Origin of the sequence: Paraburkholderia bengalensis (assembly GCF_037126505.1) — a bacterium.
GTDB classification, from domain to species: domain Bacteria; phylum Pseudomonadota; class Gammaproteobacteria; order Burkholderiales; family Burkholderiaceae; genus Paraburkholderia; species Paraburkholderia bengalensis.
Genome location: NZ_JACFYJ010000036.1, coordinates 58,553 through 79,352, shown reverse-complemented (window position 1 = coordinate 79,352; position 20,800 = coordinate 58,553). Strand labels below are relative to the sequence as shown.

20 protein-coding genes are annotated in these 20,800 nt (G+C 63.2%); 14 read left to right on the top strand and 6 right to left on the bottom strand.

The window, feature by feature from the left end; all coding sequences use genetic code 11:
* Positions 1-531: 531 nt before the first annotated feature.
* Genes H3V53_RS21465 through H3V53_RS21450 form a run of 4 tightly spaced genes read right to left on the bottom strand, consistent with a single transcriptional unit; the run spans position 532 to position 5,126 of the window.
* Complete coding sequence (locus H3V53_RS21465) at positions 532-1,929, bottom strand: TolC family protein (protein ID WP_336599671.1); 1,398 nt, start codon at positions 1,927-1,929, stop codon at positions 532-534.
* An 8-nt stretch (positions 1,930-1,937) separates the two neighbouring features.
* Positions 1,938-2,837, bottom strand: coding sequence for an efflux RND transporter periplasmic adaptor subunit (locus tag H3V53_RS21460; protein ID WP_336599665.1), 900 nt, complete (start codon positions 2,835-2,837; stop codon positions 1,938-1,940).
* 1 nt (position 2,838) lies between these two features.
* Positions 2,839-3,063 (bottom strand): DUF1656 domain-containing protein, encoded by a 225-nt coding sequence (locus H3V53_RS21455; RefSeq protein WP_336599670.1) that lies wholly within the window; start codon positions 3,061-3,063, stop codon positions 2,839-2,841.
* Positions 3,063-5,126 (bottom strand): FUSC family protein, encoded by a 2,064-nt coding sequence (locus H3V53_RS21450; protein ID WP_336599664.1) that lies wholly within the window; start codon positions 5,124-5,126, stop codon positions 3,063-3,065. Before H3V53_RS21450 ends, H3V53_RS21455 begins: the two co-directional genes overlap by 1 nt.
* 640 nt (positions 5,127-5,766) lie before the next feature.
* Here H3V53_RS21450 and H3V53_RS21445 point away from each other — a divergent pair.
* Genes H3V53_RS21445 through H3V53_RS21435 form a run of 3 tightly spaced genes read left to right on the top strand, consistent with a single transcriptional unit; the run spans position 5,767 to position 7,896 of the window.
* On the top strand, positions 5,767-6,456 hold the full coding sequence (locus H3V53_RS21445; RefSeq protein ID WP_336599663.1) for a hypothetical protein: 690 nt from the start codon (positions 5,767-5,769) through the stop codon (positions 6,454-6,456).
* Positions 6,457-6,514: 58 nt separating this feature from the next.
* Positions 6,515-7,141 (top strand): cytochrome b/b6 domain-containing protein, encoded by a 627-nt coding sequence (locus tag H3V53_RS21440; RefSeq protein ID WP_336599662.1) that lies wholly within the window; start codon positions 6,515-6,517, stop codon positions 7,139-7,141.
* Positions 7,138-7,896: a molybdopterin-dependent oxidoreductase gene (locus tag H3V53_RS21435; protein ID WP_336599661.1), complete on the top strand. Its 759-nt coding sequence runs from the start codon at positions 7,138-7,140 to the stop codon at positions 7,894-7,896. Before H3V53_RS21440 ends, H3V53_RS21435 begins: the two co-directional genes overlap by 4 nt.
* 13 nt (positions 7,897-7,909) lie before the next feature.
* Here the strand turns inward: H3V53_RS21435 and H3V53_RS21430 are convergent, their stop codons facing one another.
* Together H3V53_RS21430 and H3V53_RS21425 are read right to left on the bottom strand one after the other, a co-directional pair.
* The gene (locus H3V53_RS21430) at positions 7,910-8,671 is read right to left on the bottom strand and encodes a glutamine amidotransferase (protein ID WP_336599660.1); all 762 of its coding nucleotides are present in this window, start codon (positions 8,669-8,671) and stop codon (positions 7,910-7,912) included.
* The gene (locus H3V53_RS21425) at positions 8,668-9,801 is read right to left on the bottom strand and encodes a phosphotriesterase family protein (protein ID WP_336599659.1); all 1,134 of its coding nucleotides are present in this window, start codon (positions 9,799-9,801) and stop codon (positions 8,668-8,670) included. The genes H3V53_RS21430 and H3V53_RS21425 overlap by 4 nt, the downstream gene beginning before the upstream one ends.
* A 371-nt stretch (positions 9,802-10,172) precedes the next feature.
* On the opposite strand from H3V53_RS21425, the gene H3V53_RS21420 reads away from it, so the two are divergent.
* The 11 genes from H3V53_RS21420 to H3V53_RS21370 all read left to right on the top strand — a co-directional run bounded on the left by H3V53_RS21420 (position 10,173) and on the right by H3V53_RS21370 (position 20,792).
* Positions 10,173-11,129 carry a LacI family DNA-binding transcriptional regulator gene (locus H3V53_RS21420; RefSeq protein ID WP_336599658.1) on the top strand — a complete coding sequence of 319 codons (957 nt, stop codon included), beginning with the start codon at positions 10,173-10,175 and terminating at the stop codon, positions 11,127-11,129.
* Between the two features lie 26 nt (positions 11,130-11,155).
* The gene (locus tag H3V53_RS21415; RefSeq protein ID WP_054925437.1) at positions 11,156-12,109 is read left to right on the top strand and encodes a substrate-binding domain-containing protein; all 954 of its coding nucleotides are present in this window, start codon (positions 11,156-11,158) and stop codon (positions 12,107-12,109) included.
* Positions 12,110-12,123: 14 nt separating this feature from the next.
* Positions 12,124-12,897: an ATP-binding cassette domain-containing protein gene (locus H3V53_RS21410; protein WP_336599657.1), complete on the top strand. Its 774-nt coding sequence runs from the start codon at positions 12,124-12,126 to the stop codon at positions 12,895-12,897.
* Positions 12,894-13,301 carry a hypothetical protein gene (locus H3V53_RS21405; RefSeq protein WP_336599656.1) on the top strand — a complete coding sequence of 136 codons (408 nt, stop codon included), beginning with the start codon at positions 12,894-12,896 and terminating at the stop codon, positions 13,299-13,301. The genes H3V53_RS21410 and H3V53_RS21405 overlap by 4 nt, the downstream gene beginning before the upstream one ends.
* Entirely contained in the window at positions 13,205-13,894 is a 690-nt protein-coding gene (locus H3V53_RS21400; RefSeq protein WP_336599669.1) for an ABC transporter permease, read from the top strand. The genes H3V53_RS21405 and H3V53_RS21400 overlap by 97 nt, the downstream gene beginning before the upstream one ends.
* A gap of 15 nt (positions 13,895-13,909) precedes the next feature.
* The gene (locus H3V53_RS21395; RefSeq protein WP_336599655.1) at positions 13,910-14,566 is read left to right on the top strand and encodes a TenA family protein; all 657 of its coding nucleotides are present in this window, start codon (positions 13,910-13,912) and stop codon (positions 14,564-14,566) included.
* A gap of 22 nt (positions 14,567-14,588) precedes the next feature.
* Positions 14,589-15,434, top strand: coding sequence for a BtpA/SgcQ family protein (locus H3V53_RS21390; protein WP_054925442.1), 846 nt, complete (start codon positions 14,589-14,591; stop codon positions 15,432-15,434).
* A complete protein-coding gene (locus H3V53_RS21385; protein ID WP_336599654.1) occupies positions 15,431-16,384 on the top strand; it encodes a ribokinase in 954 nt (317 codons plus the stop codon). Before H3V53_RS21390 ends, H3V53_RS21385 begins: the two co-directional genes overlap by 4 nt.
* A 797-nt stretch (positions 16,385-17,181) precedes the next feature.
* Entirely contained in the window at positions 17,182-18,786 is a 1,605-nt protein-coding gene (locus H3V53_RS21380) for an acyl CoA:acetate/3-ketoacid CoA transferase (RefSeq protein WP_336599653.1), read from the top strand.
* 19 nt (positions 18,787-18,805) lie between these two features.
* Positions 18,806-20,125 (top strand): MFS transporter, encoded by a 1,320-nt coding sequence (locus tag H3V53_RS21375; RefSeq protein ID WP_054925447.1) that lies wholly within the window; start codon positions 18,806-18,808, stop codon positions 20,123-20,125.
* Entirely contained in the window at positions 20,112-20,792 is a 681-nt protein-coding gene (locus tag H3V53_RS21370; protein ID WP_336599652.1) for a hypothetical protein, read from the top strand. The genes H3V53_RS21375 and H3V53_RS21370 overlap by 14 nt, the downstream gene beginning before the upstream one ends.
* Positions 20,793-20,800 lie beyond the last annotated feature (8 nt).

Below are 20,800 nucleotides of genomic sequence, written 5' to 3'. Positions count from 1 at the left end.
GCTCAAACCCGAGTCGAGTCTCCCATAGAGAGAAACGCTGGATTGCGCATACGAAATCGTAGGTCCCGTGAGAGAACCCAGTGAGATCAACGGAATGAAGAGTTTCTTGTTCATCATCCAACTGCCTTCGCTTAATTCATAAACTGAGAAAAGATTCCCATGCACCTGCGTATATAAGCGCGAGAGATGTGTGCTACAGGATCTGGCATTACCCGTCTGCGGCCGACGACGTCGTACGTCCGGTTTAGTCGTGGGCTTTGTGGGCCTTTTCACTCCCACGTCAAAATTGCGGGTGAGCAAGTATCGTTTTCCTGCAGGGCTAATGAGCATGCGTTTTCTGGAAAGCACTGTTCCGGAGAGCGAGGAGATCCTCTGGGAGCCGGCTTTTGCAGCTTCAAACGGCGCTCTAGCGAGAAGTATTTCCATTGCTTCAATAAAGCCGGCGATTAACGCGTGAAGTGAACGGGAGCCGGAACGTGCGCAACCTGATGATCGTCTGTCATTGCAGATGAATGGGTGACCCGAGTACATTCAACGCCAACCGCCGCCTAGCGCGAGGAAAGCAGTGATCTGATTGTTGTTGACATCTTCCTGTGTGAGGGAAACAGCAATTTCGGCTATAACCCAGGCGCGTTGCGCATCGAGCGCAACGAGTCCCCCAACTTTGCCGCCGCGCCTGAGTTGCTCGGTCCTCTGCGATACCCTCAGCGCTTCGTCCCTGGCAGCCTCCAGGTGGTCCAGGCGGTCGAGCGTTGCCGCATAAGTGTCGAGCGAGGCTTCCGTCTCGCGCAGCGCTGTCAGCACGACGCCATCGAAGTACGCGAGGCTCGCGCGGTCGTGCGCTTGCGCTGCGGCGATGCGGTCGCGGATCGCGCTTCGATGCAGATCCCAGGTAATCTGCGGCCCGATGGCGAAGCGGTTCGTCAGTGGCGAGAAGGCGTTGGTCAGCGCCCCGGTCGAGCCTATCGACGCACCAAGCCTGATGTCGGGATACAGCTCTGCGGTTACGACGCCGATTTCGGCGCTGGCCGCGGCCAACCGGCGCTCGGCGGCGCGCACGTCCGGCCGGCGCTTGAGCAGCGCCTGACCGTCGCCTGTCGGCAGTGGCGTGCGCAGCTTCAGCGGTGTATGGCATGCGAGCAGCGAGCGGTCGTATTGCCCGGGTGGCAGCCCCATCAATGTGGCGAGCCGAAAGGCCGCATTCTGCTGCCGGGCCCGTAGCGGCGCGAGCAGCGAACGGTTGACTTCGATCGGGCTGCGTTGCCGCTCCTCCTCGAAGGGTGCGATGCGGCCGTTCGTGATTAGCTGCTGTGTAAGCGAAAGGCTCTGTTCCTGAATGACGATCGCATGCTGGACGACGTCGATCTGGTTGCCCGCATTGCAGAGGTCGGAGTAGGCACGCGCGGTTTCGGCGGCCACGTTGATGCGCGCCAGATCGCGCGCTGCAACGGCGGCTTCGTTCTCGGCGGAGGCGGCTTCGATGCCACGGCGGATGGCCCCGAAAAGATCCAGGTCATAGCTCATCGTGATGCCTACGTTGTAGATGCCATGACGCGGCGGCTGGACGTGAGACAGCACTGCCTGCGCCGATTGCTGCGTGTAGCTCGTTTCCACATCGGCAACGATGCTGATGTCGCGGCGCGAGCGGACTTCCGCGAGCAGTGCATCGCTTCGTTCCAGATTCGCCTGGGCTACCCGAAGGTCCGTATTCCCCGCCAGCGTCTTTTCGATCAGACCATCGAGAACGGGATCATCAAAAAGGTGCCACCACTGATCGGGCAATGGCGCGTTGGACACGGCGAGCCCGCCCGAAAGGAATGCGCCATTCGCCGCCGGCGCATTCACGCTTGCCTGCGGCGGGATCTGATAGTCCGGTCCGAGCTCGGCACAGCCAGCGAGCGCCACGCCGAGGCCCGCCACGCTCAGCATGCGCGCGCCTACCATGGCAGGCTCCGCCGTACCTGTATTTCCGCGGTGCTCGAATGAACTTCCACGGAGGCTGTTTGGCCCGGTATGAGCAGCACACCCGGCGGGACCGCATCGATTTCGATTCTGACGGGAATGCGCTGAGCGAGCCGCACCCACGTGAACGACGGGTTCACATTCGCGAGCTGCGCGCTGGTGCCGGCGCGCTCACGGTCCTCTACGCCGCCCGCGATGCTCGCGACATGGCCGCGTATTTCGTTGGCGACACCCATCAGATAGATACTCGCCGGATCTCCGACGTGAATGGCAGGCAGCTTCGTTTCTTCGAAGTAGCCTTCCACGCGCAACGACTTCGCATCGACGAGTGCCATCGCGGCCTTGCCCGCGTTCAGATACACGCCGGGTTGCAGGTCGACGTTCGTCACCGTGCCGTCGACGGGCGCCCGCACGAGTGTGCGTTCGAGGTTCAGCGCCGCGAGATCGCGCGCGGCAATGGCGTGCGTGAGACCCGCGCGAAGTTGCTGGACGCGGGCGAGGTCCTGCTCCGCCGTCTCCCGCGCAACGACGTCGGGCATCGCGCGGTTGCGCCGGTCTTCGCGGACCGCCTCGTTGTAGGCGGCCTGTTGCTTCGATACATCGGCCTCGGCCTGCGTGAGCGCGATCCGGTAGCGCGACGGGTCGATCACGAGCAGTACCTGGCCCTTCCTGACGACCTCGTTGTCGCGCACCCGCACGTCGGTGACGAGGCCGCTGACGTCGGGAGCGATCGGCACCACGTCCGCGCGCACTTTGCCGTCGCGCGTCAACGGCTCGATCTGATAGCGCACCCACAAGCCGTAGATCGCGGCGAGGACCACCAGAATCGCCGCGATCGTCGAGAGTGCCCGGATCAGGTAGGAAACGCGCCACATGTCAGGTGATGAATCCGTGCGGGAGATACGCATCGGCAAGCCGCGAGATGCTCCACCAGAGAACGAGGAACAGTGCCAGTTCGATCAGGCCCGGATGCCAAAGAAGCAAATGAAACGGAAGGCGGTGCAAGGGCCGGCGAACGGCCGCCGTGATCATGACGGCTATCACGGCCCAGGCGAGGCCCGCGGGCATGTAGACGCCGAGAATGTGGATTTCCTCGATCATCACGCGTCCACCTCGAGCGGATGAGCGTTGGGAAACAGATTGCAGCGCAGCGCGACGAGCGCGAGCAGCGTCCGGTCACCCACTTCCTCTGTCTTGTCCATCGTTGCGCCGATGGATCGGTCCAGCGCGCCCAGCAAAGATGCCGACCCGGCGAGCGCCTTGCCTTCGCGCAGCCTCGCCTGATACAGCTGCGAGATCTCCATCAGCGTCGATTGAATTGCGATGCGCGTGTGTTCACGCGAATACTGAAGCGCCTGGCGAGCCTGAATGATGTTGCGGCCTATGCGCAGATCGATCAATCCGTCTGCTTCATGTAGCGCGTCCGCCGCGCCGATCAGTGCCATGCGCGCGGCAAGCTGACCCAACCGGTCGACTGCGTGCGCAGTCCATGACTGGGTATCGAGCGGTTCGCGCGGATCGGCTAGCCGCGCGAGGTCGGACCAGTTTCGATGGAGTATCTGATGCGCTCTCCAGCGCAGGTTCGCGGAACGGAAGAGTTTGGTGACGGCCAGCGTGGTGACGATGCCTGCAAGCTGCGCGAGTCCCGTGTTGGCGAACGCGGCGAAGTCCACGTGAAGCCGGTCGAGAAAGCCCATTGCGACGATGAAGCAGGACAACATCGGCAATGCGCGTGCAGCGCGCGCGGGATCGGCCTGGAGATATCCCATCCATAGCAGCGCTGGCGCCAGCATCACGATGAGCATCGCGGTTCCGTCGACCCTTGGCAACAGCACGAACAAATAGAGGGCCGCCAGCGGAAAGGTGCTGAGTGTGGCCATCAGGTAACGGCCGATGACGGGTGCGGGATCATCCTGTGCGGCGAACGAGCAGGTGATGAGCGCCGCGAAAGCCGCCGTGGTCGAGCCGCTCGGCCACGCGAGAAGAATCCATACGGCGCAATAGATCAACACGGCCGTCGTCGTCGCGACACCCGCGAGCAACGCTATGCCGTGATCTCGCGGCAAAGGAAAGAGGCGCGTCTTGTCGACTTCCCGCAGATGGGGCGTGACGTCGATTGCGCTGTCGTCGATGGCGCGAACCAGCGTGCGTGCGACATGCAGGGTATCGATGAACGCCGCCATGCGGTCGCACAGGTTTGCGGCCAACAGCGACGACCATCGATTGCTGCTGGCGTGTGCTGCCGACAATGCGCGGCAACGGGTCGACAGTTCGTCGTCGAACTGGTTCGCGACATCGGGCGGCTCGCGCAGATAGCCGATCACGCGCCCAACGAGATTGGCCGTCTCGGCGTCGACGGCGTCCAGCGCACGCAGCTTGTCCAGCCTGTTGGCGGCCGCCGAAGCGAGAGGCAGCAGGGCCGCGAGACGATGCTGGAGTTCGGTGACCGTCGCTCGCGTAGAGAGTGCCTGGCGGCTGTCGGCAGGCAGATTGCTCGCGATGATGCCGAGCTCGGTGACATCGGCGGCCAGCATCCGTCGATGCTCGTATTCGAGGACGGTGTGACGGGTGCCGAGGGCATCCGCCGTCCAGCGTGAAGCATGAACGAGGAACGAACAGGCACGCTTGCGGATGGTGTGCCGCACGTCCATGGGTCTCATGATCGTGTGCACCGCCGTCACGCAAATAATCGCCACGATCATTTCCTGCACGCGGGAAATCGTGGTCATGAAGATATCGTTTGGATTGTCGAGGTAAGGGAAACTGATGACAGCCGCGCTGAAGGCGGCCATCTGATACAGAAAGGCGCGAGGCGTGCGATCGAGCACGGCGAGATAGATACAGAGTCCAGTCCAGATCGCGAGGCACACTACCAGCAAGACGGGCGAATTCTGCATGTTCGGGACAAGCGCAAGCGTCACGCAGGCGCCCAGGGCGATCCCCGAGAGGCGATAGAGCACCTTTGGGGCCGTTGCGCCCGCCAAGGGCTGCGCCGTTACGTAGACGGTGAGCAGTGCCCACCAGGGGCGCGGCAAACTCGCTGTGAACGTGATGATCAACACGATCGCCGCAGCGGCAAACGTGCCGAGCGAGAAGAGCAGCTTGTCCGGTTCGACGACGAATCTCTCGCCCGGGCGTAGCGAATTGGTTGGCGGTCGCGGCACGATGCTGCCTCGGTCGAGTAGTTACCTGGTTTGCGCGAGCCTTCCCGTCGTGGGGGCTGAAGTCGAGCTCAAGGCCGGATATGCCGGTGACGAAACGCGGTCATGGCTGTTCGAAATGGAGCCGCTGTGACGGGACCAGACGCGATGGGTGCGTGAGTGATGGAACCCGCGGGTGTACGTTCGATCGTCAGCACGACACGCGTCTCTGGCTGAAGCGTGCACCTGTTCGAACGCCGTGTCCACGAAGGGGGCGGCGCCGGAATCGTCTGCCATGGGTAGCTGACGTGGTGCCTGCTTGCACGGGTGCGACGGAGAGGGCGCGTGAATCGGCAGCGAACTTGTGTCCGCGAAGTACAAAAGTTGTACTCGCGATGGCCTTTACGCTGCCCCGTCGTCTGCTGACCATGCTTTCAAACAGATCAGGCGCGCGCTGGTATCGACTCCTGAATTCCGCTCAGATCCGTGCATGGATCGATGCGAAATCGCGCCACGGCGTCTCCTCGGGCATCTATCGGTCATTTGACCGATACCGGCAAAACCCCGGCTTCGTCATCCTGTGACTCATGGGCGGCAGGCGCACCGAAACAAGCGAGCCGTGCTGCTCCCCATTCACCATTCGCGACAGAAAGGATGATCCACGATGAAACGCCTCAGTATTGCTCTTGCCGCTGCGCTGCTCTCCAGCACCATGGCCATCGCGGCGCCGGCCACCGCGCCGGCCCGCATTCGCGGCACGATTTCGTCGGTCGATGCCGGCAAGATCGTGATTCATACCTCGTCAGGGCAGGATCTGCCCGTCGCGCTGAACGCGGACACCAAATACCTCGGCGTGATCGAGTCGAGTCTCGACAAGGTCGAGCAGGGCAGCTACATCGGCACGGCGACCAAGAGCGTCGGTCCGACCCAGGTCGCACTCGAAGTCACCGTGTTCCCGCCCGCCATGAAGGGCATCGGCGAAGGTCACTACGCGTGGGACACGCTGCCCGATACGACGCTGTCCGGTCATTCGAATACATCGAGCGCGATGACCAACGGTAACGTCGTGTCCGTGTCGGCACCCTCCGCTGCGACAGTCCATAGCGCGATGACGAATGGCAATGTCAGCGCAGCGTCTGCTCAGAACGGCGTCAAAAAACTGACGGTCTCCTATAACGGCGGATCGCAGACCATCGTGGTGCCGCCGACCGCACCGATCGTCACGTTTCGGCCGGGATCGACCGCGGACCTGACCAAGGGCGCGGCGGTATTTATCCAGGGCGCGACGAGTGGCGGCGAAACGACCGCGGGTCTGGTCGCAGTGGGAATCGGCGGCGTGAAGCCCCCGATGTAAGCGGCCACGCGATGTTGCCGCCGATTGCGATTCCGTTCCTGAATTGAGGAGACGCCCGATGTCCGACCGCCTGCAGCCATCGCGACCCGCCCATGCGGTTCCGATCCGCGTGATGCATTGGATCGGCGTGTATGCGATGGGATGCATGATTTTCAGTGGATGGGAGATCTACAACGCGTCTCCCGACCTGCCGTTCCTCTTCCCGCGCTGGGCAGGTCTCGGCGGCTGGCTGGGCGGCGCGCTCGCGTGGCATCTGACGGCGATGTGGGTGTTGTGCGTCGATGGACTGGCGTACCTGGTCTACGGCTTCGTGTCAGGCCACTTCGGCGAAGATCTTCGTCCGCCGGCGGTCGGCGCGTTTGCACGCGATCTCCATGCGGCGCTGCGCTTTCGCCTGACGCATCGGCTCGGGCATTACAACGCAGTGCAGCGTGGGCTCTATGTGGGCGTGCTCGCGGCAGTCGTCGTGCAGGTCGCAACCGGGTTCGCGACCTGGAAGCCGGTGCAGCTCGGCTGGCTCGCGGCGGCATTCGGCGGTTATCCCCTCGCGCGTCATATCCATCTGGCGCTCATGCTCGCCATCGTCGCATTTGCGATCCTTCACGTGACGCTCGTCGCGATCCATCCGCGCACGCTGAAAGCGATGATCGTTGCCGCTCCCCGGGAACGGGAGGAACAACCATGACAGACAAGCGCAATCGCGTCGCCGTCGATGCCGCCGACATCCGCGCGGAACTGCTCCGTGCGAGCCGCCGCGGCTTCCTGCGACGCACGCTATCGCTCGGTGGTCTGGCGTTGTTGAGCGGTTGCGATCTGTCGACCCATTCCGGCGTCGATGCCGCGCTCGAGACGGCGCTTCGCTTCGACGACGGGATTCAGGCGGCTTTGTTCGACCGTCGCCGCCTCGCGCAGACCTATCCGGCGAGCGCCATTACGCGTCCTTTCCGCTTTAACGCGTTTTATCCGGACTGGCAGGTGCGCGCGGTGCCGGACGGGTGGGTGCTCAATGTCGCGGGACGCGTGGCCGACAAGCGGGCATGGACGCTTGCCGCCTTGACGGCGCTGCCGCAGGAAAGCCAGATTACCCGGCATATCTGCATTGAAGGCTGGAGCCAGATCGGCCAATGGCGCGGGGTTGCGCTGCATGTATTTCTGCGCCGGGTCGGCGCGGATCTGAGCGCCCGGTACGTTGCGTTCACCTGCTTCGACGGGTATTCGACCAGCATCGATATGGCGAGCGCGCTACACCCGCAAACCCTGCTCGCACTCGACTTCGACTCGCAACCGCTCGAGCCTCAATGGGGTGCTCCGCTGCGTCTGCGGATTCCGACCAAGCTCGGCTTCAAGAGCGCGAAGAATATCGAGGCCATCGAGGTGACCAATGTGTTTCCCGGCGGCTATTGGGAGAAGCAGGGGTATGACTGGTTTGCCGGGGTTTGATGCAAGTTCGGGTCTAACGCGCTTCACATCGGGTCAACCACGCAAGGCAATTGCGCCACAGGCGCCCGTAACCTTGCCATGCTGAGAATTCCGGCGGCAGCCAGTGGACCGACATGTCGCTTGTCCATGCGAGCGTACGGCCCGCGCCGAAGCTTCCGGCGACCAGCAGTGGATGGCCGGTATCAGGCACGCTCGCGATCAGTTGTGCATCCGGCTTCAATTCGACCTCGTTGTAGCCGAGCAGATGCGGCCATTCGGCGCCCAGACCTTCGGTCACAGGATGCGCCGCGACGACCTGCGGCGTGAAGCCTTCCGGCACCTCGACGCGATCGTCGTACGGCAGGCAGCGCACCGGCAGCACGTCTTCCACTGGCGTATTGCGAAAGCGCGCGCTGCCGTTGATGCCCTGAAAGCTCAGGTACCCGCCGATCATCATCAGCGCGCCGCCGCCGACGACATAGTCGCGCAGCAGCTTCAGCCGGTTCGGCGTGCGCACGCTCTTGATCCATGTGTCGGGGTGCAGCAGCAGCGTATTCGCGCCGATGTCGGAAAGGATGATCGCGTCCCACGCGCGCAGAGCGTCCAGCGTCGCGGGAAAGTGCGTTTGCGCTTCGTGGCTCGGCATATGCGTGACGGCATAGTCGCCGTGCTCGAACAGTTTCAGGAACGCATCTGCGCCGCTATGGTGAGTGACCGATGCAAACAGGTCGAAGCCTTTCGCATGCGTCGCGGTTGACGTCCACGACTCGCCGGCAAGCAGCACGTTCTTTTTCATGCGGTCTCCTTGTGCAGAAGCGTTGACGATCGGGCGTTCGCGCGGCTCGAGAACACCCGTGCCGGGTTTGCGATCAGCATCGTTTCGATGTGCGCGTCGGTCACGCCATGCCGCTTCAGGCGCGGCACGAAGTGCTCGAGAATGTAGCCGTAACCAAAGCCGCCGTAGCGGGTCAGCATCATCTTCAGGAACACGTCCTGCGAAAGCAGCACGCGGTCTGCATAGCCTGCGTCGATCAACGCGCGGATCGCCCGCGCGTTTTCCTCGTCCGACGGCGACTGGGCCTGTTCGTCCGCGTAGTAGTAGTCCATGCCGATCATGTCGTATTCGAGCCATGCGCCGCGCTGCGCCAGCGTGTGCTGATACGCGACGTCGGACAGGCTCGGATTCATATGGCACAGCACCGTGTGCTGCAGGTTCGCGCCTTCCGCTTCGACGATGTCGAGCACCCGGTGACCGTGCCGCACCCAGCCGGGCAGGTGTACCGACAGCGGCACGCGCGTCGCGGCACTCGCGCGCGCGGCGGCGCGCAGCGACTTCTCCTCTTCGGCCGTGAACGCGGCGGATACACCGATCTCGCCGATGAGACCGGCGGCGACGTCGGGTTGTCGTTCGAGCGCGCCGACTTCGAACATCAATTGTGCGGCGAGTTCGTCGACGGAACGTTCGCGCACATACGCCGGATGCGACGCTTCGAGATAAAAGCCGGTCGACATCACGACGCGCAGGCCGGTGCGCCGCGCGACATCCTGCAACGCAAGCGGATTGCGGCCGATGCCGATGTTGGTCGGGTCGACCACGGTGGCGCCGCCCAGCTCGCGAAACTTCATCAGTTCTTCGACAGCCAGATCGACGTCGACGAGCCGGCAGTTATCGCGGTTCATCAGCGGATTCATGCGCAGCGCGCCGAGGATGCCGATATGCACCTCTTGCTCGCCGATATGGCGGCCTGCGCAACACGCGGGAGGCACCCACTTGTTCGATGCATCGATCAGGATGTGCTCGTGCATCAGCGTGATGCCCATCTCGCTGACGGGCACCGGGCCCAGCACGGTCATGACGTATCCGCTGTCGACGCCGACGGTCGGTTGACCGGGCGATGGAACGGGGCTGCTTTGGGACGCTGTCATCGCTTACCTCGGTAAACGCGCGTTAAGTAAAGCGCTTTATAAAATCTACGGCGTGTTTTGCAGACCGTCAACCAGTCAAAAAAACACTCGGGCATCTTGGACAAAACGGGCACCGAAAACGGGAACACCATTTTGGTGCCTGTTTTAGGCGTTTTTCTGCCGAAATAGCAAAGCATCCGACCCTGTTGCGCACGGTAAAATTTTTTTTTCGACCGCCTTGACAACGGATATATGGCTTCCTTTAATCCGTAAAACGCTTTACAAGCACGACAGCCCTTAACCGTCATTCACGATCTTTCTGCGAGGTACGCGTGACGCAACGCCGTTTGATACCAGGTTTGAAGGATGTCGCACGCACGGCGGGTGTTTCGATGGCCACCGTATCGCGCTACCTGAATGCCAACCTGGTGTTGCCCGCCGACACGGCGCATCGCATCGACAGCGCGATCCGTCAGTTGGGCTATGTGCCGAACCTGCATGCGCGCAGCCTAAGCCGCGGACGCTCGGACACGATCGGCCTCGTGATACCCACGATCGCCAACCCGTTCTTTGCGCTGCTTGCCGCTGCCGTCGAAGAGGCTGCCGAAGCAAAAGGGCTCGGCGTGCTGCTGAACGCGACCTCGAACAACGCGAATCGCGAACTGCAATACGTCACGCGGATGCGGCGCAATCAGGTGAGCGGCCTGCTGTTCGTCAGCGCGCATTACCACACGCCCGAACTCGTGGAGGCGCTCAACGATACGCGCGGTCTGGTGCTGATCGACGAAGACATCCCCGGCGTGCGCAGCGCCAAGGTGCTGTACGACAACTATCACGGCGGCTGGCTGGCCGGCCAACATCTGGCCGAACAGGGGCATCGGCGTATCGCGTTTATCGGCGGTCCGTCGGAACTCGCGAGCACGCGCGACCGTTTCGCTGGCTTGCGGGATGCGGCCGCGCAGGCCGGTGCCGAAGTCACGTTCGAAATGTACGGGCCCTATGCTCCCTCGCACGGCGAAGAGGCGGCGCGTGCGCTGCTGAGCCTTGGCCGTCCGCCGAGCGCGGTGTTCGTATCGAGCGGCGAAATCATGATCGGTCTGCTCGATGCGCTGCACCGCGCCGCCATCGCCGTTCCGGAACGTCTGTCGCTGATCGTGTTCGACGATGCGGGTCCGCTGCATCTGTTCGATCCACCGTTGACGGCGATTCGCCAGCCGATCGCCGAACTGGGCGCGCGCGCCGTCGAGCTGATGCTCGCGGCGTCGCAGGGCGACCCCTCAGAAACCGAAGTCCGTCTTCCGGTGGAGCTCGTGAAACGGGCATCCGTGGCTCCGCCGATATCCGTCTGACAGCTTGCCCGTACTCTGGAGGGTTTATGAACAAGGCACTACGTATTGCGTTTGGCTGTTCAGTCGCGCTATTGGGCCTCGTCGGCTTCGGCGCACCCGCGCCCGCGGCCGACACGCCGACTTACGCGCTGATCGTGATCAACCAGCAGGCAGCATTCTTTAACCAGATGCGCGCGGGCGCCGAGGAGGAAGCGAAGAAACTCGGCGTGAAGCTGGTGGTGTTCAACGCCAACGATGCATCGTCCGCGCAGGTCAATGCGATCGACGATTACGTGCAGCAAAAGGTCGACGGCATCGTGGTCGACGCGATCGACGCCAACGCCGTGCGCGGCGCCATTCGCAATGCGACGGCGGCCGGTATTCCCGTGGTCGGCCTCGATGCGGTGCTCCCGCCCGGACCGCAGAAGTCGCAGGTCGCCGTCGACAACACGGTCGGCTCGAAGGAACTGGCCGCGCATTACCTCGACTATCTCGCGAAGAATCCGCAAGGCACCGCGCGCATCGGCATCGTCGGCGCGCTGAGCTCGGTGATCCAGAACACGCGGCAGAAGATCTTTCAGGACGTCATTACGGCAAGCGGCAAGGTGACAGTGGCGGGCGTCGTCGACGGACAGAATACGCAGGACGTTGCGCTGTCGGCCGCCGAGAACCTGCTGACCGCGAATCCCGATCTCGACGCGATCTATGCGACGGGCGAGCCGGCCATGCTGGGGGCGATCGCGGCTGTGCAGGCGCAGGGACGTGCCGGCAAGGTCAAGCTGATCGGTTGGGACCTCGCGCCGGAAGTGATCCGCGGCATCGAGCGCGGCACGGTGCTCGGCGTGCTGCAGCAGGACCCCGCTTCGATGGGCCGCGACGCGATCGCGCAGATCGACAACGCCCATCGCGGCAAGCCGGTGCAGCAAGTGGTGACCTCGCCGGTGACCTGGGTGACGAAGGCGAACGTCGGCGCATATCGCGGCCTCTTTGCGGCGAAATGATCATGCAGGCGCTCATGACGAGGCAACCATCGCCGTCCCCCGAAGCCATGCCGCCGCGCGTTCCGGTGCTGGCGATGAAGGGCATCCGCAAATCGTTCGGTTCGTTCCCCGCGTTGCGCGGCATCGATCTCGACCTTTACCCGGGCGAGTGCGTCGGCCTGATCGGCGACAACGCCGCAGGCAAATCGACGTTGACCAAGGTGATGGCGGGCACCTATCTGCCCGATGGCGGCACGATTCATGTAGCCGGCGAGGAAGTGCGCTTTAGCGGTCCTGCCGATGCGCGGGCCCGTCACATCGAGATGGTCTATCAGGACCTGAGCCTGTGCGATACGGTCGATGTGGTCGGCAACCTGTTTCTCGGCCGCGAGCTGTGCAAGGGCGGCATGCTGCAGCGCAAGCGCATGCAGGCCGAAGCGCGCACGCTGCTCGACCGGCTGAAGATCCGCATTCCTGATCTCACCAACACTGTCGAGCAGTTGTCGGGCGGTCAGCGGCAATCGATTGCGATCGCGCGTGCCGCGTCGTTTTCGCCGCGCGTGCTGATCATGGACGAGCCCACTTCGGCACTCGCCGTCGCGGAAGTCGATGCGGTGCTCGATCTGATCAATCGCGTCAAGGCGCAGGGTGTGGCCGTCGTGCTGATCACGCACCGGTTGCAGGATCTGTTTCGGGTCTGCGACCGGATCGCCGTGATGTACGAAGGCACCAAGATCGCGGAGCGTCAGCTTGGCGAGACGAGCCTCGAAGAACTGGTTCAGCTGATCGTCGGAGGGAGACACGGATGAGCACCACGCCTTATACCGAGCGCGAGCTCGGCTCGCGTTCGCGTGACTACTTTGCCAACCATGCGCAGGTGTTGTCGATCGCGGGCTTTTTTATCGGCTGCTGCGCGGTGTTTGCGCTCGGCAGCGGCACGTTCCTGACGGCCGGCAACGCGCTGAACATCCTGCGTCAGCTCGCGCCGATTCTGGTGGTGGCGATCGCGATGACCTTCGTCATCACGACGGGGGGGTATCGATCTGTCGGTCGGTTCGATGGCTGCACTGACCAATGCGCTGGTGGCGATCCTGATCCAGCACGGCGTGCCATGGCCTGCCGCGGTGCTCGCGACGCTCGCGCTGGGGGGGCGCGGTCGGCTGGCTGCAAGGCTGGATCTCGGCAAGCCAGGCGATTCCGTCGTTCATCGTGACGCTCGCGACGATGTCGACGCTGCGCGGTATCGCGCTCTATTCGACCAAAGGCTTCTCGGTGCCGATCGAGCCCGGCACGGGCTTCGACTTCATCGGTACCGGCTCGCTGTTCGGCGTGCCCGTGCCGGCGCTGATCGCGGTGCTCGTGTGCGTATCCGGTTACGTTTACCTGAATCGCGGCCGCTATGGACGGCGTGTCGTCGCTGTGGGGGCGAACGCCGAAGCGGCGCGGCGTGCCGGCATGCCGACGCTGCGCATCAAGACGTCGGTGTTTCTGCTGACCGGGCTCGCAGCCGCCGCAGCCGGGCTGATTCTCGCGTCGCGGCTGGGCTCGGGTTCGTCGAATGCAGCGGTGGGCTTCGAGCTCGATGTGATCGCGGCCGTCGTGCTGGGCGGCACGTCGCTGATGGGCGGACGCGCGACCATCACGGGCACGATACTCGGCTCGCTGACCATCGCGGTGATCGGCAACGGACTGATCCTGATGCACATCTCGCCGTTCTTCACGCAGATCATCACTGGCGTGATCATCCTCGGCGCAATCTGGCTGAATACACGTGTATTCGGCCGCTACAAATCGGCAAAGAAATAACGGGGCCTCCGGCAGATGACTACGCATACGATACCCACTCACTCGGAGCGCCTGCTCGCGGCCAACGCCGACCTGTGGCAGGCGATGCAGGAACACCGCTTCGTCATCGACATCGAGCGCAACCGCTTGCCTGCGGATGCATTCGGCCGCTACCTGTCGTACGAAGGGCGTTTTGTCGAAACCGCCATCGGGATATTCGGCCATGCGCTGATCAAGGCACCGTCCATCGAACAGAAGCATTGGCTGATCGGCGTGCTGAACGCGTTGTCCACCGAGCAGGTGCCGTACTTCGATCGGACTGTCGCGGCGCTGGCCTTGCCGGCCGCGCACCGTGGCCAGCGTTTGCCGGCTGCCGTCGCGGCCTTCGACACGGGCATGCTCGACATCGCGCAGCAAGGCAGATACGAAGACGTGATCGTGTCGATGCTGACGGCGGAATGGATGTACGGCACCTGGTGCACGCGCGCGAACCGCACGCCGAACGACAACCGCTATATACGCGAGTGGGTTGCGCTGCATGCGGACCCGACCTTCAGTGCGCAGGTGCAATGGCTGAAGGCACAGGTTGACGGCTGGAGCGAGCAACAGTTCGATTTTGAGCGCAGCAGCGCGATTTTCTCCAAGGTTCTCGCACTGGAAATCGATTTTCACAGTGCGTGCTACGAAGTTTGACGTCTATTGCGGATACGACCCAATGAGCACACAACCGGTCTTCAAGCAGAAACCCAACGCAATCGAAAGCCTGTTCGGCAGGCGCAAGGCGGTGATCGGCGTGATCCACTGTCTGCCGCTGCCGGGTGCGCCGCACTACGAGGGGCAGCCGGTCGGCGAGCTTGTCGAATATGCGGTGCGGGAAGCGAAAGCCTACGCGCAGGGCGGACTGGACGGCATCATCGTCGAGAACCACGGCGACATTCCGTTCGCGAAGCCCGAGGACCTCGGACCCGAAACGGCGGCGACGATGGCGGTGATCGCCGACGCGGTGCGGCGTACGGTAGGGTTGCCCGTCGGCATCAATGTGCTGGCCAACGGCGCGATCCAGGCGCTTGCCGTCGCCAAGGCGGCCGGCGCGTCGTTCGTGCGTGTCAATCAGTGGGCCAATGCCTACGTGGCCAACGAGGGCTTCATCGAAGGGCCGGCAGCGCTCGCCACGCGCTATCGCGCGCGATTGCGGGCGCCGGACATCAAGATCATCGCCGACGTGCATGTCAAACATGGCGCGCACGCGATTACCGCGGACCGCTCACTGGCGGAACTCGCGCGCGACGTCGAATTTTTCGATGCGGATGCGGCGATCGTCACCGGCCAGCGCACCGGCGATTCGGCCACGATGGATGAGCTGCGGGCGATTGCAAAAGGCACGGCACTCCCGGTCATGATCGGCTCGGGCGTGAACCCGTCGAACATCGGGGATCTGTTCACGGTCGCCGATGCGGTGATCATCGCCAGTTTCCTGAAGCGCGACGGCGTGTGGTGGAATCCCGTCGATCGCGAGCGGGTCGACGTGTTCATGACGGAAGCCCTGAAGGCACGCTCATGAAGCGGCTGTTCGTGGTCGGCAACGCGGTTGCGGATCTCACCTTTCTGGTGGAGCGGGCGCCGCGCGCGGGTGAGTCGGTGCTGTCGGTGGCCGTGCAGCGGGCGCCGGGCGGCAAGGGCCTCAACCAGGCGGTGGCTGCGCATCGTGCCGGCGCAGCCGTTGTCTTTCACGCGGCCATCGGCAACGACGCCGAGGGCTCCGGTATCCGCAAGCGACTCGAGTCCGAGCAGATGCATGCGCTGCGTCTCGTCGCTTGCGACGTGGCGACGGACATGTCGGTCGTGACGGTCACACGCAGCGGCGAAAATTCGATCGTGACCGCGGCGGGCTGCACGCGCGCGCTCGACACGCCGCAGGTGGTCGCGCAGATTGCCGACATGACCGCGGACGATACGCTGTTGATGCAAGGCAACCTGTCGCTCGCATGCACGCGCGCGGTGATCGGGCACGCGCGCGACACGGGCGCGACGGTGATCGTCAACGCCGCGCCCTGGTGCTGGCCGGATGCTTCCGCGCTCGAGCGTTGCGCCGGGGTGATCGCGAACGAGGGCGAGATTCGCGACATTTCCGGCATGGACGAGCCCGGGCAGGCGGCGCGCTGGCTGCTCGCGCGCGGACCTGAGTGGGTGGTCGTCACGCTCGGCGCGCGCGGCGCCTTGCTGGTGAGCGCGGCGCAGACGGTGCATCTGCCGGCGTTGCCGGTAGTGGCGGTCGATACGTCGGGAGCCGGGGACGTGTTTTGCGGCGTGCTGGCGGCGCTGCTGTCGCAAGCGGCGCCGTTGGCGTCGGCGATAGAGTGCGCGCAGCGCGCCGCCGCTCTTGCGGTCGAGCGTCACGGTACCTTTGGATCGATTCCGCGTGCCGACGAAATGCAGCATGTGATGCAGGGCGTTTTCGGCGAACCGGGTGCAGTGTACGCGGGCAATGGAGCGGTCGCGGCAGGGCCGTGACCGCACTGGGCACTACCGCCAACACGAGGCTGGATTCGATATCGACGTTCCCGCGTAACACGTTCGAATACGGGCACGCCGCGTCGGCGGCCTGAACCAGCTGATTCGCGATCTCTGCGGAAACGTCTGGTAGCGCCACCTCGCGCTTCACCCGTTAAAGGGAACCTTCTGGTCTGCCGCGATCGCTGGCACCGATGCCCACCGTCGCCGTGACCTGCACGTCCGCCGGCACCGCGATCTTGATCTGACTGCCGGCAAACGCATGGCGTTCAGAAAGCAGGCCGAATAGCCGGCCGCAACGAGCTGTTCCGGATCGGTGCCGATGTTTCCGCTGCCGTCCAGTTCACGGAGCATCGTCAACGCCAGACCGAGCACATGGTCTGACGACACTGCACGGCCATCGCAGCCGCCGGTACGGGCTGCCTCGGCGCTATTCAAGACTTCATGATCACGCTCCTTTCGAATGTCGAAACCGCTCGCGTGCGGCCAATGCGGCGGGCCGGTGCACCGCGAGGCTTCGTCGTCAAACGGTAGCGCTTGGGTCCAGGCGCCAAGCCTGCTCGACCGTAGTAACCCCTATATCCTGGGGAGCGCCGCGATACGTTCGTATGGCGGAACTTTTCCGCATGGCTGGAAAATCCGCCCGCCTGCCGATCTGTAGTCGACCCCATATTTCGGAAACTATTTCTGGAAAGAGTTTCCAAAATAAACGCGGTCGCCGTTGACGAATCCCGTTGCCTGTCGTAATCTGAAAAGACTTTCTGGAAAACATTTCCACTATTACAACGGAGACAGGCATGCAGCTCGGTACCGCGGATCAGGCCGCGCAACTGGTTGGGGATGGCGACACGGTTTTGATCACCGGCTCGGGCTCAGGCATGGCGGTGCCCGAGGCTTTGCTCGCCGCAATCGAGCGGCGCTTCAAGAAAGAGGGGGCGCCACGCAAGATCACGACGATTCACCCCGTCGGTCTCGGCAATCGCGGCGATGAACTGGGTGCCAGCCACTTCGCGCATGAGGGCCTGCTCAAGCGCGTCGTGTGCGGGACCGTCGTAGACGCTCCGCCAATCGCGAAACTGGCCATCGCCAATCGCATCGAGGCGTACACGCTGCCGCAGGGCGTGCTCTCGCAGTTGATTCGCGAAATCGCGGGCGGCCGGCCGGGTCTGACAACTCATGTGGGGCTGAATACTTTCGTCGATCCGCGCAATCAGGGCGGTAAGCAAAGCTCGATTGCGACCGAAGATCTGGTCGAGCTGGTCGAACGCGACGGGCGCGAGTGGCTGTTCTACAAATCGTTTAAAGCAGATGTGGCGTTGCTGCGCGGCACGACTGCCGACGAGGACGGCAACATTTCGCACGAACACGAAGCAATTTTTGGCGAGATGCTGTCGATGGCGCAGGCCGTGCGGCGCTGCGGCGGCGTCGTCATCGTGCAGGTCAAACGGCTTGCGAAGCGCGGCATGCTGCCGGCGAAGAGCGTGAAGATTCCCGGCAATCTGGTTGACCTTGTCGTCGTCGAACCGAACCAGATGCAGACATATCAGACTTTCTACGATCCCTCCTTCGCGGGAGAACTGAAGACGCCGCTCACGACATTCCCCGAACTGCCGCTCGACGAACGCGGTGTGATCGCGCGGCGCGCCGCGCTGGAATTGCGGCGCGGCGCGGTCTGCAATATCGGCTCGGGCGTATGTACGGGCATCGGCCTCGTTGCCGCGCGCGAAGACGTTCTGGATCTCGTCACCCTGACCAATGAGCAAGGCCTGACGGGCGGCGCGCCTGCAAACGGACTCGACGCCGGCGCTGCACGCAACTATGCAGCGATCGTCGATCAACCTTATCAATTCGACTTTTACGACGGCGGCGGCATCGATATCGCTTTTCTGTCATGCGTCGAAATCGACAACACGGGCAACGTCAACATCACGCGCTTCGCGGATCGGCTGGTCGGTGTCGGCGGCTTCATCAACATCAGCCAGAACGCGAAAAAGATGGTGTTTGGCGGCTCGTTCACTGCGGGCGGTCTGAAGGTTGCGGTCGAGAACGGCGAATTGAGGATCGTCGCGGAGGGGCGCCATTCGAAGTTCGTCAAATCGCTGGCGCAGATCTCGTTCAGCTCGAAAAACGCGCGCAATGGCGGACAGACCGTGCTTTACGTGACCGAGCGGGCTGTCTTTTCGCTTTCGAGCCGCGGCTTGACGCTGATCGAAATCGCACCGGGTATCGACTTGCAGAAAGATGTGCTCGACCGCATCCCGTTCGAGATCGACGTCTCTCCCGATTTGAAGATGATGCCCGCCGAAGTCTTTTCCGATCGCTCGCTTGGTTTACATGCACGGCTCGAAAGCGAGCCGTTGCCGATGCATCCGAAAGTCAAAGCGTTACTGAACGACCAATAGACAAATCAAGGAGACAAACGTGAACCAACCGGCAACGGCGCCCGCAAAGCGGCGCTGGTATCAGGAAATCAATCGCGCGCAATGGCTGACGCTCGCGGGTGCATGGTGCCTTTGGGCGCTCGACGCGGTCGACTTTCTGCTGATCACCTTCGTGCTTATCGACATCGCCAAAAGCTTCGACGTCACGTTGCACACCGCGTCACTGCTGATCCTCGCGACTTTCGGCGTGCGCTGGCTCGGTGGGATGTTGTTCGGCAATCTGAGCGATCGTATCGGCCGCAAGATTCCGATGCTGATCGCACTCGCGTGGTTCACGGCGGGCGCGGCGTTTACGGGACTCGCATGGAGTTTCACGGCGGTGCTCGTATTCCGGCTGCTGCTCGGCTTCGGCATGGCGCCAATCCTTACGCTCGGCTCGACGATGATCGCCGAAGTGTGGCCGGAAAAATACCGCGCGATCGGTATTGGAATACTCGACACGGGCTGGGGCTTTGGCAGCGTGCTCGCGGCGACGCTCTACGGTTTGATCTATCCGCACTTTGGTTGGCGTCCCCTGTTCTTCGCGGGGATCATTCCGGGCCTCATCGTCGGGTTGTATATCTGGCGGTTCGTGCCGGAATCGCCTGTGTGGCTGAAGGCGCGCGAGAAAGGCATCGTGTCGAAGCGCAAATCGCCCGCCGCGACGTTGTTTCGCGAGCACTTCAAGCTCGTGCTCGTGCTGAGCCTCGTGCAGTTCCTGCTGCAATTCGGCTCGTGGCCGTTGCAAGGTCTGCTCGCGACGTATCTGCGCGAATTGCATATGCCGCCGGCGTCGGTGAGCATGATTACCAGCGCGGGCGCGGTCGGACAGATCTGCGGGTTCTTCTGCTCGGGCTTCATCGCCGAACGCATCGGCCGCAAGAATGCGATTGCGATGATGCTCGGGATAGGCTGCTGTTGCGTGTTCGCGCTCGTCAATCTCGCGCCGGTTTCGCTTGCGCTCGGCTGCACGTTCGCGTTCCTGTCTGGCTTCTGGATCGTAGGCGCTTCGGGCATCTATCCAACGATCCTCGCCGAGAACCTTCCCTCGAACGTGCGCGCGACCGGGGTCGGGCTGATGTACAACATCGGCGTGATCGGCGGCGGCATCGCGCCGTTCATCGTGCTTGCGTCGCTCGACTACTTCAAGGTGGCGTTGCCGAATGGCATGTTCTTCTACACGCTGCTCGGCGACGTGCTCGGCGTGCTGATCATCTTTCTGGCCACGCGCGAAACGCGTGGTATTTCGATCGAACAAGCTGGTGCGCACGACGCTCCCGCGCATCCGCAACAGGAGGGCATTCGTCGTGATGCTTGGTAAGGCAGCGCTTGCATTCTGGAACGGTATCGCACCGGGTGGCGACGCCGAATTTCTGGCGTGGCACGTGTCGGAACATATCCCCGAGCGTGTCGGCTTGCCGGGCTTTCTGCGCGGACGCCGCTACGTCGCGAGTTGCGGCTCGCCCCGTTATTTCAATTTCTACGAGACAGAATCGCTCGATGTGCTCGAGTCGCCGGTCTATCGCGACCGGCTCGATCATCCGACGCCGTGGACCACGAAGGTGATCGCTACGTTCGTCGACACGTCCCGCACGATGTGCCGCGTCGCGTATTCGCGAGGTGCCGGCGAGGGTGCGTGGATGCAGACGATCCGCTTCGCGTTTCCGTCCGTCGCGTCTGGTGCGCGAGACAAGTCGATCAGCAAGCTGATTTCGATACTCGACGATTTGCCGGCGCGTACCGCTGTGGTTGGGGCGCATCTGCTCGACGGGGTGCAGCGCGAAACGCAGCCGACGCGCGAACTCGAATTGCGCGGCAGACCCGATGCGCAGATCGATGGGGTGCTGCTGATCGAAGCGGCGGACGAAGGGACGCTGGCTTCACTCGCCGAGCGCGAACTGGCCGACGATACATTGCATCTCGCGGGCGTCGGTTCGATTGTGCGCGGTACCTATCAACTGCAATACAGCCTCAGTGCGTCGCGCTGACGATCTAT

Bases quoted from the DNA above. Each gene is read 5' to 3' on its own strand.
- H3V53_RS21465 (WP_336599671.1), bottom strand. From the start codon at position 1,929: ATGCTGAGCGTGGCGGGCCTCGGCGTGGCGCTCGCTGGCTGTGCCGAG.
- H3V53_RS21460 (WP_336599665.1), bottom strand. From the start codon at position 2,837: ATGTGGCGCGTTTCCTACCTGATCCGGGCACTCTCGACGATCGCGGCG.
- H3V53_RS21455 (WP_336599670.1), bottom strand. From the start codon at position 3,063: ATGATCGAGGAAATCCACATTCTCGGCGTCTACATGCCCGCGGGCCTC.
- H3V53_RS21445 (WP_336599663.1), top strand. From the start codon at position 5,767: ATGAAACGCCTCAGTATTGCTCTTGCCGCTGCGCTGCTCTCCAGCACC.
- H3V53_RS21440 (WP_336599662.1), top strand. From the start codon at position 6,515: ATGTCCGACCGCCTGCAGCCATCGCGACCCGCCCATGCGGTTCCGATC.
- H3V53_RS21435 (WP_336599661.1), top strand. From the start codon at position 7,138: ATGACAGACAAGCGCAATCGCGTCGCCGTCGATGCCGCCGACATCCGC.
- H3V53_RS21430 (WP_336599660.1), bottom strand. From the start codon at position 8,671: ATGAAAAAGAACGTGCTGCTTGCCGGCGAGTCGTGGACGTCAACCGCG.
- H3V53_RS21425 (WP_336599659.1), bottom strand. From the start codon at position 9,801: ATGACAGCGTCCCAAAGCAGCCCCGTTCCATCGCCCGGTCAACCGACC.
- H3V53_RS21420 (WP_336599658.1), top strand. From the start codon at position 10,173: ATGGCCACCGTATCGCGCTACCTGAATGCCAACCTGGTGTTGCCCGCC.
- H3V53_RS21415 (WP_054925437.1), top strand. From the start codon at position 11,156: ATGAACAAGGCACTACGTATTGCGTTTGGCTGTTCAGTCGCGCTATTG.
- H3V53_RS21410 (WP_336599657.1), top strand. From the start codon at position 12,124: ATGACGAGGCAACCATCGCCGTCCCCCGAAGCCATGCCGCCGCGCGTT.
- H3V53_RS21405 (WP_336599656.1), top strand. From the start codon at position 12,894: ATGAGCACCACGCCTTATACCGAGCGCGAGCTCGGCTCGCGTTCGCGT.
- H3V53_RS21395 (WP_336599655.1), top strand. From the start codon at position 13,910: ATGACTACGCATACGATACCCACTCACTCGGAGCGCCTGCTCGCGGCC.
- H3V53_RS21390 (WP_054925442.1), top strand. From the start codon at position 14,589: ATGAGCACACAACCGGTCTTCAAGCAGAAACCCAACGCAATCGAAAGC.
- H3V53_RS21385 (WP_336599654.1), top strand. From the start codon at position 15,431: ATGAAGCGGCTGTTCGTGGTCGGCAACGCGGTTGCGGATCTCACCTTT.
- H3V53_RS21380 (WP_336599653.1), top strand. From the start codon at position 17,182: ATGCAGCTCGGTACCGCGGATCAGGCCGCGCAACTGGTTGGGGATGGC.